The organism is Bilifractor sp. LCP19S3_H10, from assembly GCF_052119185.1.
Lineage (GTDB): Bacteria > Bacillota > Clostridia > Lachnospirales > Lachnospiraceae > Bilifractor.
The window spans coordinates 134682-147358 of the sequence record NZ_JBQKFT010000005.1 but is presented as its reverse complement, the minus strand read 5'-3'; the positions used below and the strand labels follow the sequence as shown (position 1 = coordinate 147358).

Annotated in this window: 10 protein-coding genes; 3 read left to right on the top strand and 7 right to left on the bottom strand. The window is 51.5% G+C overall.

Annotated features, from left to right (window positions below; genetic code table 11):
- Positions 1-208: 208 nt before the first annotated feature.
- From ACTQZS_RS05875 to ACTQZS_RS05865, 3 genes are all read right to left on the bottom strand, one after another.
- A complete protein-coding gene (locus ACTQZS_RS05875) occupies positions 209-1573 on the bottom strand; it encodes a chloride channel protein (protein ID WP_441474986.1) in 1365 nt (454 codons plus the stop codon).
- Positions 1574-1635: 62 nt separating this feature from the next.
- Positions 1636-2778, bottom strand: a complete 1143-nt coding sequence (locus ACTQZS_RS05870; RefSeq protein WP_441474985.1) for a DUF362 domain-containing protein — start codon at positions 2776-2778, stop codon at positions 1636-1638.
- A 508-nt stretch (positions 2779-3286) separates the two neighbouring features.
- Positions 3287-4345, bottom strand: a complete 1059-nt coding sequence (locus tag ACTQZS_RS05865; protein WP_441474984.1) for a lactonase family protein — start codon at positions 4343-4345, stop codon at positions 3287-3289.
- A gap of 691 nt (positions 4346-5036) precedes the next feature.
- Between ACTQZS_RS05865 and ACTQZS_RS05860 the strand changes: the two genes are divergently transcribed.
- Positions 5037-6080 carry an RluA family pseudouridine synthase gene (locus ACTQZS_RS05860; protein ID WP_441474983.1) on the top strand — a complete coding sequence of 348 codons (1044 nt, stop codon included), beginning with the start codon at positions 5037-5039 and terminating at the stop codon, positions 6078-6080.
- Between the two features lie 138 nt (positions 6081-6218).
- Complete coding sequence (locus tag ACTQZS_RS05855; RefSeq protein WP_441474982.1) at positions 6219-6707, top strand: S-ribosylhomocysteine lyase; 489 nt, start codon at positions 6219-6221, stop codon at positions 6705-6707.
- Positions 6708-6851: 144 nt separating this feature from the next.
- On the opposite strand, the gene nudC is transcribed toward ACTQZS_RS05855, so the two are convergent.
- Entirely contained in the window at positions 6852-7733 is an 882-nt protein-coding gene (gene nudC / locus ACTQZS_RS05850) for an NAD(+) diphosphatase (RefSeq protein ID WP_441474981.1), read from the bottom strand.
- A gap of 107 nt (positions 7734-7840) precedes the next feature.
- The gene (locus ACTQZS_RS05845; protein ID WP_441474980.1) at positions 7841-9214 is read right to left on the bottom strand and encodes an MATE family efflux transporter; all 1374 of its coding nucleotides are present in this window, start codon (positions 9212-9214) and stop codon (positions 7841-7843) included.
- A 546-nt stretch (positions 9215-9760) separates the two neighbouring features.
- On the opposite strand from ACTQZS_RS05845, the gene ACTQZS_RS05840 reads away from it, so the two are divergent.
- Positions 9761-10393 carry an HAD family hydrolase gene (locus ACTQZS_RS05840; RefSeq protein ID WP_441474979.1) on the top strand — a complete coding sequence of 211 codons (633 nt, stop codon included), beginning with the start codon at positions 9761-9763 and terminating at the stop codon, positions 10391-10393.
- A gap of 232 nt (positions 10394-10625) precedes the next feature.
- On the opposite strand, the gene ACTQZS_RS05835 is transcribed toward ACTQZS_RS05840, so the two are convergent.
- Both ACTQZS_RS05835 and ACTQZS_RS05830 read right to left on the bottom strand, forming a co-directional pair.
- Positions 10626-11741 carry a GGDEF domain-containing protein gene (locus ACTQZS_RS05835; protein WP_441474978.1) on the bottom strand — a complete coding sequence of 372 codons (1116 nt, stop codon included), beginning with the start codon at positions 11739-11741 and terminating at the stop codon, positions 10626-10628.
- 165 nt (positions 11742-11906) lie between these two features.
- Complete coding sequence (locus ACTQZS_RS05830; protein WP_441474977.1) at positions 11907-12578, bottom strand: NUDIX hydrolase; 672 nt, start codon at positions 12576-12578, stop codon at positions 11907-11909.
- Positions 12579-12677: the final 99 nt, after the last annotated feature.

Here is a 12677-nt window from a genome sequence, read left to right as displayed (position 1 = left end):
AAGATGTATAATTGATTTTATACACATACAAGGTTATTATAGCACCCGTATTTTTCTTTGTCACCAGTTCGGCACATGTATTTTATTAAATACACTATGTCTGTAACATACACCTCTTCTTTGAATACGCCGTTTCCGTTACATAAGCCTCTTCTTTGAATACACCGTGTCCGTTACATAAGCCTCTTCTTTGAATACACCGTGTCCGTTACATGTCGCCACGTTTCGGATCGTATTCCTCGTTGTTTTTCCCTGTCTCCGGTTCCCGGCCATCCCCAGCGACTGCCTTGCAATCCTTGTCGAGATCCACCCGGTGGTCCACCTTCTTCATGACACGTCTGGGGCGCAGCTTGGAGAAGATAATGACCTGACTCGAGAAAAGCCCGTTGTAGCCGGAGAAAACAAAGCTCAGCATACAGGCCACTCCGAAATAGGGAAGCCCGGCCCCACCGAAAACCTCCGCCGCGAGGAGTATCGATGTAATCATTGTGTTCGTGACGCCGGCAAACATGGCCGCGAAACCGACGGCCGCCGCGAATCCCGCCGGAATACCCAGTAGCTGGCCGAATACACAGCCGAAGGTCGCGCCGATATAGAAAGTCGGCACGATTTCTCCTCCCTTGAATCCGGCTTCCAGTGTAAGCGCCGTGAACAGAATCTTCATCGCGAAATCCCACGGCCTCGCCTGCCCCTGTCCGATCGCTCTTGCGATCACATCCACGCCGGCTCCGTTATAGTCCTGATTTCCCACCAGAAACGTCAGTCCGACAATAACCGCTCCGCCCACAAGAACGCGCAGATACGGATTTTTCAGGAACCGTTCATAGAGCCCCTTCGCATAATGTAGTACCATGACAAAAATCGCGGAGACAAGGCCGCAGGCTGCCGCAAGAAGCATGACCTTTCCCATCATCAGCGGACTAACATCAGGTGACTCAATCTGAAAGCGCACCGGTGTCGCCCCCATCAGGGATGCCACCTCAGCGGCAAAAACAGACGCGATCATTCCCGGAACAAGCGCCGCATGCTTTACCATCCCGACACTGATGACTGTGGCCACAAAAACCGCCGCCGTAACCGGCGTTCCGAACAATGCCGCAAAAAAAGCTGCCATTCCGGTCATCGTTGCGATCTTCTTATCCTCCTCATCGAAGCGGAACATCTGCCCGATGTGGTTCCCGATATCTCCGCCGATCTGCAGTGCGGCACCCTCTCGGCCGGCGGAGCCTCCGAACAGATGAGTGAGAACTGTTCCGACAAAAATCGCAGGTATCAGCCGGAATTTGAGAGAATCTCCCTCAACAGCAGAGTCAAAGACAGCGTTGGTTCCGACGCCGGATAATTTCAGTTTCTGATACATAAGGACAATCAGAAGTCCTGCCGCCGGAAGGAATAAGATCATCCATCCGTTCACTGACCGGAACTGTGTCGCCCACGACACGCAACGCGCGAATGCCCCTCCGGTCACACCGCATACAGCTCCCGTAACAAGAGAAAGGATGATCCACTTTATAAAATAGGCAAAATAATCTTTCGCCCATCGTCTGCCCTGTTCATTATTCTGATCTGTCATCTATTCAAATTCCTCTTTCTTTCCTAACTGCGGCAGCTCTGCCTCAATACTGCCGGCTGCTCTTATCTGCGTCCGCGAACGTAAATTGCCTTGTGCGGGCACATCTCCTGGCAGCAAAAACAGCGGATACATTTTCTGTAATTGTATACCGGAGGATGATCACGACCCTTTGAAAAACGCAATGCCTTTCCCTCTACCGGGCAGCTTTCTACACAGACGCCGCACCTCCGGCATTTATCCGCGTCGATTCTGGGAGCCGGTTTCAGGAATCGCAGAAACGTCACCGTGTTCATGATTCCCTCCGCCTTACCCTTCTTCCGGTTCACCCGGAAATCCGGTTTGCCATATTTTTTCACGGCAGACAGCATGGAAAGCGGTCCGTCCGGCGTCACAAGATCTATTTCTTCTTCCCGCCAGGTGCCAAGGCCCATCTGCGCTCCCGCGACTTCCGTCGGAACCGATTCCGGATCCAGATATACGAGTCTTGCGAACACACTGTCCAGCGCCACAGGGTCCGTCGAAAGCAGCAGCACATTCATCGGCACCGGATCTCCCGACGTCGGGCCATTTCCTTCCATTGCCACGATCCCATCCATCACATAAAGGCGTGACCGGACGAGAAGATTCAGATCCACGATCATTCTTGCCATGCTCTCCGCGCTCGGATATCTGGTGTGCCCCGCTGCCTTGTGCTTTCCCTGGACGCACCCGTACTGATTCTTTACAGCCCCTGTGATGTGTTCCAGCGCATGCGTCTTCATCTTGCAGACGCTGATCAATGCATCTGCCTCCGTGACATCCCGGGCAAGCATAAACTCCTTTGCGTGAATTCCCTGCGGATATTCCGTCCGAACGGCCTCGTCAAAGGGAGCCATACGGCAGCCGTATTTTTTCAGCTCCTTCCGCATCCCCAGACGCTCCATAGACCTGACGGAGGACCCGAAACCGCCGGAATCTCCGGCCGATACATCGATATAATGCTCCTCCGCCAGAATTCTCGCCAGCATCTCAACGACCACCGGATGTGTCGTAACCGCACGTTCCGCGTCTGCTTCCCGCACAAGATTCATCTTCAGCAGTACCTTCTCCTCCCTGCGGACATATTTTTCAATGCCTCCGATCAGGCTCAGGCCCTGCTTCAAAGCCTGATACACTCTCTCCGGATCATAACTGCCGCACGGAACAAGCGCAACTGTACTCTTCAAGCCTTTATCCTTCCCTCTGGCCATTTTCCTTCCTTCTGATCACTTCTCTTCGTTCTGATCATCTTACTTTCTTCTGATATTTTCTTCGTTCTGATCATTTTACTTTCTTCTGATATTTCTCTTCGTTCTGATCATTTCTCTTCGTTCTGATCATTTCTCATCCGCAGTATGTGTCACATGATATCACCAGGTGATTGCCGCACCAGAACCGGATGAAGATTTTTGTCTGCACAAACAAAAACTGCCACGCTGTTTTCCTTCTTTATAAACATAAGGATCGAAAAACGCGCGGCAGCTGGCTTTATACAGTATGTGGCGCCCCGTTTGCGGGGCATGAGAGTTTATACGGGAACGAATCACCGCTCTCCCGCTTCTCTCCGTCGCCTGATTATCCCGTTGCTTAAACAAGGGATCATTTGGCAAACCTGGTGACATCCGGTTATTACTCCGAGATTTTTGATTTGTCCCAGATGTTAATCTGTCTCGGATTATAACCGAAAAGGAGAAGTCAGTCCTTCGTGCCCATCTTTGTGATCAGAATACAGTTCGGTGTGTCAACCTTCATCGGCCTGCCCTTCATGACAAGAATATTTTTCTCATAGTCAACGGCAAATGTCGTGATGCTGTTGGATTCATGATTGACGCAGGCGATATGCTTCCCATCCGGGAACATCGCGATATCCTTCGGATACTCTCCACTGATCGGAAGTGCAAACTTCTTCGTCAGAAAACCGGTCTTCTGATCCACCTTAAACATGGCAACCGTATCATCGCCCGCCGTCGAAGTGAAGAGATATTTTCCATCCGGAGCAAAAGTCATCCCCGATGCAGCGTCATGGAGCTGATCCACGTTGTCAGAGGTCGTGCTGACGCTTTGGAGGTAATCAAACCTGGGGACATCATCCTCCACGGAATAGGCGAACACATCCACCCTGTTGGCCAGCTCATAGATCACATAAGCGAACCTTCCATCCTGACTGAACTCAATGAGTCTCGGACCCGATTCGCGCTCACAGCGGAGAATATCCACCAGCTTAAGCTTACTCTTGGAGCTGATGCGATAGATCTTCACCTGATCGATTCCGTTATCTACCGCACAGATAAAACGGTTGTCAGGCGTCATCTTCACGCAGCTGACATGCGGACGGAAGTTTCTCTCCGCCACACTGCCGAGGCCCTTGTGGAACACGCCGTCCATCACAGAGCCGAGGCGTCCGTCATGATGCGTATGAACCAGTGTCACCTTGCCGTCGTGGTAGCCCGCGACCAGAAGATACTGACCCGTCGCGTCAACAGATAAATAGCAGCCACGCATACCATCGATGCCGATCTTATTGATCATCTCAAGATCACCGTCGGACTTGATGTCAAATACCGCCACACCCTCATCCGCAATGGAGTACAAAAACTTTCCGTTCGCTGAGCGGCAGATATAAGATGAATTATTTACTGGGATCACCTTACGCAGCGAAAGAGTCCCCTCCTTCACATCAACGTCATACAGGTGGATGCCGATACTGCTTCCGTGGGTATACGTTCCAACATACGCAACATACTTTTCTGCCATAATCTCTTCCTCTTTTCTATTGTTGACTGCATTCTGAAAAATTACTGTATAAGCTCTTCGAAAACGCAGACAGGATCGTCGCACGCGAAGCGCGCGTAAGAGACTGTATGCGATTTTGAAGGCAACAGGTATGAGCGTGAAGCCGTGTGAAACACGGCGAAAACGCGAATATGCGCGGGCAGTGAGCCACATCCGCTCACACAAAGTGTGAAGCGGTGGGGCGAACGCCGCGACAGACCGACGAAGTCGGTCACCTGTAGGATTGCGGGAGTGCGAAGCACGGAGCAATCCGCAGCTTATACAGTTTGTGGCGCTGTTTACAGCATGTGGTTTGCTGTATAAGCTCTTCGAAAACGCCGCGACAGACCGACGAAGTCGTTCACCTGCAGGATTGCGGAGCATGGAGCAATCCGTAGCTTATACAGTATGTGGTGCCCCGCCTGCGGGGCATGTGGTTCAGTCAGAAAACAAGTGCGCCCTCTGCATTTCAGTCTGATCTGCAGTTCCCGGCAACACGCTAAAAGTATATCACGAATCATAAACCGGCACAAGGATTTCGCAGTTCTCTCGTCCTCCAGGAAACGGGCTCTGAACCGGCTGCTCAGCGACAACTCTGCCGCGCAGCGAATCCGACTTATACCCCGGCTGCTCATTGACAACCCCGGCCGTGCGGCGTTACGATATCAGAACCATGGAAAGAACTTTTACTTATATTATTAGAGAAGAAGACGACGGCAAGGACATTCACGCCTTCCTGCGCGGGAAGGGATACTCCAGGCACATTCTCGCCTCTATGAAGCCGATCCCGGACGCCGTTCTGGTCAACGGAGTTCATCAGTACATGCGCTATATTCTCCGCCGTTCTGATGTCCTCACAACCAAGGTTCGGGATGATGTCTCCTCAGAGACAATCATCCCTGCCCCTGTTCCCTTCCGGATCATTTATGAGGATCCGGATCTGCTTGTCATCGATAAGCCTGCCAATGAAGCAATCCACCCTGCCGTCGGCCATCCGGCCAATACTTTGGGAAATGGTGTCGTCTGGTATTTTCAGCAGAAGAATATTCCCTTTGTCTTCCGCTGCATCAACCGCCTGGACAGAGACACTACAGGTCTGCTGATCGTAGCGAAAAATCTCGTCAGTGCCTCCGTTCTGGAGCAGCAGCTTGTAAAAAGGGAAATCCACCGGACCTATCTGGCAGTCGTCGACGGACATACCCCTGCCGAAGGCACCATCGACCTGCCGATTGCCCGGAAGGAAGGCTCTCTCATTGAACGCTGTGTGGATTTTGACCGGGGTGACCGGGCGATCACTCACTTTCAGACACTTGCTTATTTTCCCGCACCTGGCAGAACCGATTTCCTGAATTCCCGGAAAGCAATATCTGCATCCGGCACAGATAAAACAGACTTCACACCCGGTTACTCCGCCGTCTGTCTGAAGCTTGAGACCGGCCGCACTCACCAGATCAGGGTCCACATGGCATACCGGGAACATCCTCTTCTCGGAGACACCCTGTATAACCTTCACTACCTGCGAAAGCCCGACGAACTTTCCGAGCCCGGAACCGTAAGGCCTTCCGGCGGAGACCCTCTTGCCATCACACGTCAAGCTCTCCACTCATGGAAACTTGACTTCATTCACCCCATCACCGGAGAAGCAATGCATTTCACGGCACCGGTGCCGGAGGATATGAGGACGCTGCTGTATCAGACACCGAAGAACAGCTTCTGACAGCACTGCTGTATCAGATATCATAAGGCATATTATGACGTTGCTGCCGTATCAGAGACCAGAGGCATCTGATGAAAACAGAATATTCTACGTCCTGTACGGATAACAGAAAAGAAAAGGAAAAGAAAGGAAAAAGAAATGGAAAAAATCGCAAGCTTTACCGTAAATCATCTAACTCTTATGCCCGGCATCTATGTCTCCCGAAAGGATCATATCGGCTCCGAGTGCCTCACAACCTTTGATCTGCGCATGACCGCCCCGAACCGCGAGCCCGTCATGAACACTGCGGAATGCCACACCATCGAACACCTCGGCGCGACCTTCCTTCGCAACGATACAGAATGGAAGGACCGCGTGATTTACTTCGGACCAATGGGCTGCCGCACCGGCTTCTACCTCATCCTCGCCGGCGACCTGTCATCCTCCGATATCACTGATCTTGTGATCCGTACCTTCACCTTCATCCGCGACTATAAGGGAGAAATCCCCGGTGCAGCCGCCAGAGACTGTGGAAACTATCTCGACCAAAACCTCAGCATGGCGAACTGGCTTGCCCGGAGATATCTGGAACGGGATCTGTCTCAGATTCACGAGGGGAGCACCGAACGGCTTGTATATCCCGACTGAACCGCGGATCCAACCTACCCCACACTGACGCCGCGGTGATCCTGGCTGCCTTCCCAGCCGGGGAATATACACAACTGAGAGAATTGTTCCCGTCAATTTCTGATATTCGCATAGCTTCTCTGCCGGGGCTCGCACACCCGGCAGTTATTTTCTCTGAATCACATCCAGTATACGCTGGAAATCTCCTCCGTTCTCCCGGAACACCGTCATCATCTCGCTGGTCAGGGAGATGTGTTCCCGGTCCTCCGGCACTTCCGCAGGCCCATACCAGCCGGCCATGGACAATTCATCCTCCTCCAGGGTGATCTGATCCTTGTCGCCGTCCAGCTCGCAGAAAAATCCCATTAGAAGTGTGTCAGAAAACGGCCAGGGCTGACTCTTGTAAAAGTGAAGATTACGGACCGCAAGCCCCGTTTCCTCCATCACCTCCCGGTGAACCGTATCCTCGATGCTCTCTCCACTCTCATTGAACCCCGCGATCAGCGCAAACCTCTTATATTCTCTCCCGGCGTACTTGCTCATCAGAAGCTTCCCGTCATGAACCACCGCAACGATAACACCGGGGCAGATGACCGGATAAAAGGTTCTACCACATCTCGGGCACTTCATCATCCTTTCTTTTTCATCCGCCACGAGCTCTGCCCCGCAGCCTCCGCAGTACCTGTGACTCGAGTACCACAGAGAGAGCTGTTTTCCGGTCACGCCGGCAAACGCCCGATCTCCTGGTTTTGCGCTCCGGAAGGTCCAGTCCTTCTCAAAGTGAAATCCCTCCTCAAGAAGAACCTCCGGAATCTCTTCAGGATCGATCACCGCAAGGTAATACTCCTCCTCATCAATCCGGAAGAGATAGGTGAACTCTGCGTTCGTCCCATCAAAATCTCTCGTTTTCGGATACGTAAGAACTCCGTCTTCATCCATCCGGAGCAATGTCAGCGGTCCATTGTACACCAGCGCCGTTTGATAACCGGCAGGCTGCTTGTTCTGATACTCGATGTGAAATTTTCTGGGTGCAATATCCTGAATCATTTTTCCCTGTCCTTTTCCTGCTTTCATCGGATCCGATGTGAAACGTCTTTTCGGATTCTCTCCATGCGTTTTCTCTGTCTTCATCGGTTCCGACGCGAAGCATCCCTCTATATTCTTTCTCTGGCCTCATCGGCTTCGACATGAAACGTCTTTTCAATATCTTTTATCACAAAGCGGTAGCAGATCCCGGTAAAAATACCCGCCGTAAGCCAGGCTGCCGGATCACAGAAGCAGGCTGCCAGATAGCTCATCATATGAATGGAAATAAATGCCGTAATTCCCCTGGCGACAAATTCGACAATTCCGCCGAACATCGGAAGCAGTCCGTAGCCACATCCCTGCATTGCGTTCCGGAATACAAAAATATAACTCAGCGGAATGAAAAAGCAGACCGCGACATTCACGTAGGTTTTTGCCCAGGGCATCAGCGCGCCGATATCCTCATTTCCCGAGAAGAAAATGCCCAGCGTCAGCGGCAGTATAACCACACAGATCACTGCAGCTCCGACCGCATATATCGTGTCGATCAGAACAGCGGCATTGACTCCCTTCTTCACGCGGCCGATCTGGCGGTTTCCGTAATTCTGCCCGCAGTAGGTCGAGATCGCCGATCCCATCGACGGCATCTCCTGCGACAACAGCGTAACCACCTTATTTGCAGCGGTATATCCGGCCACTGCCGTTGAGCCGAACAGATTCACGGCAGACTGCATGATCATGGTTCCGGAGGATGTGATCGCGAACTGAAGCGTCATCGGGATACTGATTCCGAGCTGCGCCTTCGTCATTTCCTTTGACAGACGCCACTCTCCCCGGCGCGGTCTCAGAATCTCCGCTTTCCGGTAAATGTAGATAAAGCACAGCACCGCAGCCATCGCCTGTGAAAGTACCGTAGCAAGGGCCGCGCCCGCCACTCCCATACGGATGCCCATTGTCAGCAGAAGGTCCAGAAAAATATTTGACACAACAGCGAAAATCAGAAAGTAGAGCGGTGCCTTGCTGTTCCCGATTGCCCGAAGCAGAGCCGCACTCATGTTGTACATGATCATAGCGATCAAACCGACGGTAATAATCATGATATAGGTATGCGCGTCCCTGTAAATATCGTCCGGTGTATTCATCAGGCGAAGCAGCGGTCCCATCAAAAGTGCGCCCGCCACCGTGAAAGCCGCCGTAAGAATCAGGCTGAGAAGCAGAGCATTCGCAACACTCCTGCGCACACCCTTCTCATCTTTTGCGCCGTAATACTGCGACGTCAGTACCGTAAACCCGGTAGACATACCCTGCGCAATTCCGCTCAGCAGAAACATGATCGTCCCGGTCGATCCAACCGCAGCCAGCGCGCCGGCACCTACCACTCTTCCGACAATCACCGTATCCACCACATTGTAAAATTGCTGAAAAAGGTTTCCAAAGAAAATCGGAATCAGGAAACGAAGCAGAATAGACGACGGTCTGCCCTTTGTCATATCTGTTTCCATTCAAAATACCCCCAGTATATCCGGAATTATTTAGCCTATCACAGTTCAGAATGCCCAGGTTCATCCGGAACTATTTATCCAGTTACAGTTCAGAATGCCCGGATTCATCCGGAATTATTCATTCCGTCACAAATCTGTATTTTATCCCAGAAAAGGAAGAGATTCAATATCAATCCGAGAGAAAGACATCCCACCGCGTCTCAACTCCCTAAATCTGATCCGTACCAGCCTTATTCACTCCGGACTTTTCCGGCAGGAACGAAAAGCCGCAGCTCCGGCAGGACATCTCAGGACATCTCTGCAATCCCGGGATATGGATTTTTTCTCTCTCCTTCGCTATAATACCTGTGAGAGCCGGTCCGCTTTCAACGAGTACCGGCTCTCAGTAACAGAGAATCACAGTTAATTTCTTCAATTACCGGAAATCAGAGCTGACTTCTTCAGTTACCGGAAATCAGAGCCAGCTTCTTCAATTACCAGGGGCAGAGCTAGCTTCTTCAATTACCAGGAATCAGACTTAATACTACAATTCGGAGGGATACAGCAATGACAGGATACAAAAACATCGTATTTGACATGGGAAGGGTTCTGGCTGATTACAACGCCGACAATGCCACACGGAAATACACATCGGATCCCGACGTGATCCGGGAGGTCAACCTCCTCGTCTATCACTCCGGAGAATGGATCATGCTTGACGCAGGTCTGATCCGGGAGGACGACGCGCTGGAGAAGATGCTGTCCCGCGCTTCCTCCGATGAGGTCCGCAGCGCGGTCCGCTTCAGCTTCCAGAACTGGGACAGATACAACCTAACCCCGCATCCCGGAATGGGCGCGCTGGTAAGGGATCTGCGGGAAGCAGGAAAAAAGACATACATCCTGTCCAATGTCAGTGTCCGTCTGGACCACGGCAAGTGGAAAAGCCATCTCGAGACGCCCGATCTTTTCGACGGGGTCTTTCTCTCTGCTCCTCATAAGGTTCTGAAGCCCCAGCGGCAGATCTATGAAATGTTTCTTGAGGAATTTCACCTGAATCCACAGGACTGTCTCTTCATCGACGATCTTCAGCGAAATGTAGACGCCGCCCGCTCCTGCGGTCTGGGCGGATACGTCTTCGATGGAGATGTCCGGAAGCTCCGGGATTTTCTCGGCATGGCGGATTCTGTACAAGCTCTTTGAAAGCGCCGACAAGCCGCCTGCCGCAAACCGCGCGTAAGCGACTTGTGTTGCCTTCAGCCCTTCTGATTTGTCTGTAAACCGCCTGCTGCGAAGCGTGCGTAAGAGACTGTATGCGATTTCGAAGACAACCGGTATGAGCACGGAACAATCCGCAGCTGATATAGTTGTTGACACGATCCTGACAGCTCCGCCCGCATGCCCGAAACGGCTCCCTTCGGGTGTGCGGGACCGTCTATGATTCTGCGGGCATCTGCCTGTCCTCGCGGGAATGCATCTCCCTCTTATTCATATACATCTCGTGATCTGCCCGCGACACAGTCTCAGATCCCTCCTCCCCCGGAAGCTGCTGCGCGATACCGTATGCAAAATCCAGAGGGTGATCTCCAAACTCCGGATCACATTTTTCCCTCGACTGAAGCTCACGAAGAACTGGAAGCAGTTTCTCCGGTCCGGTTTTCCAGGAAAGCAGGCAGAACTCATCTCCGCCGATCCGAAAGATCTCTCCAAAGGAAGAAAGCGCTTTCCGGGTTGTCTGACCAAAGGCAAGCAGATAAGCATCACCCGCATCGTGCCCGTATCTGTCATTCACAAGCTTCAGGTGATTCAGGTCGAACATAACGGCGGTAAGTGTCCTTTTTTTGCCGGAATACTTCTTAAGAGTCTTGTCATAGACCCCCCGGTTATGCAGCTTTGTCACCGGATCTATTTTCGCGTACATCTGTTCCAGGGCGAGATACATAAAGAGATAGCAGATGCTGATGCAGTTCCAGCTCGCTGCGAGATCCCCGTAGACAATCTGCGCAATCACACCTATCCCGACGATTACCTGTGCAAACAAAAGCATGATCCGGTCGCTTCTGTCGAACAGATAATTACGAGAGTAGTACATGCGCACCATCACCATATACATCACATATTCGGCGATTATATAATAAATATATTTATTGGTATAATACATATATCCGCCGCTGTGATAGAAAATAACCGGCTTCCAGATGTTTACTATCGGAATCACGCCGAAACAGATCAATATGATTACATTTAGAACCCTGTTGACAAGCGATATCTTTTTCAATCGCTGCATAGGTATAATCAGGATCAGAAACGCGACCAGAAAATAAATGACACAAGTCAGCACATTAAGTATGCAGTCAATCCGGGCAGTAATCCTGCATATCGTAAAAATCACCTGCCAGATCTGATCCAGAACAAGTATCGCCGCAATCACGCCTCCGGCACACACAAAATATCTTTTGATTCTCTGATCGATATTTATATTGTCATAGAGCCGGAACCAGGCGAATATCACCAGAATAAAGCTTATGACATCTTCAAAAAGAACTAACATATTTCTCCTAAATCAAACGAGATAAAACACGCTGCGCGAGTTTTATCTCGCTATCGCGACGCTCGCCGCACACGAATACTTCGCATTCGGCTGCGGCTCACTGTTCGCGTAAATCAAAATCACAGATGTTCATGGTGCCATTGTTGACAGCTGCGGCAGCGATATTCACCTCTTCTGATTCGTATAAGCGAGAATGCCCGCCACTGTTTTGGAATCCTGTATCCTTCCGCTGTAAATATCCTGAAGCAGTACCTCCGGCTCAATGGCACGCAGACGGATCTCCTCCGCTTCATCCAGCGCCTGGCCATGGGAGTCCTTCAGTTCAGAGGCAAGATAGACATCCGTGTACTCATTGCAGTAAGCAGCCGCTGTCTTCAGCCGCAGCAGCAGCTTCCATTTCCCGGCAGTGTATCCGGTTTCCTCCCTCAGTTCTCTTCTTGCGGTATCCTCCGTCGTCGCATCCTCCGCATCAACCGCTCCAGCCGGAAGTTCCAAAGTCTCCCGGTCAATTGCCGGTCTGTACTGACGCACCATAAGAATTCTTCCGTCCGCGAGAACCGGAACAATACAGGCGCCGCCTCCCTTTTTGTGACAGACAAAATCCCACTTCTGAATACAGCCATCCGGAAGCTCCATTGTGTCCTGATACACATCAACCACGGAGCCGCTGTAGGCCAGAGACCGCGACAATCTTCTCAGATGGCCGGCTCCTCTCTGATTTTCCGGGACCCGGCTCTCCGAAACCTGATTTTCCAGGCTCCGATTACTCTGACTCCGGTTTCCCGGGTTCCGGCATTCCGGGCTCTGATTTTCCAGATTCTGATCCTCGTCCTTCATATATTCAATCCTTTCGTCTGCTGTGGGCAGAAACTCCACGGCTGTAAGATTTTCGGCAGGTGAACGACCTCTCTTCTTTTTCCGAAATGAATCTGTCCG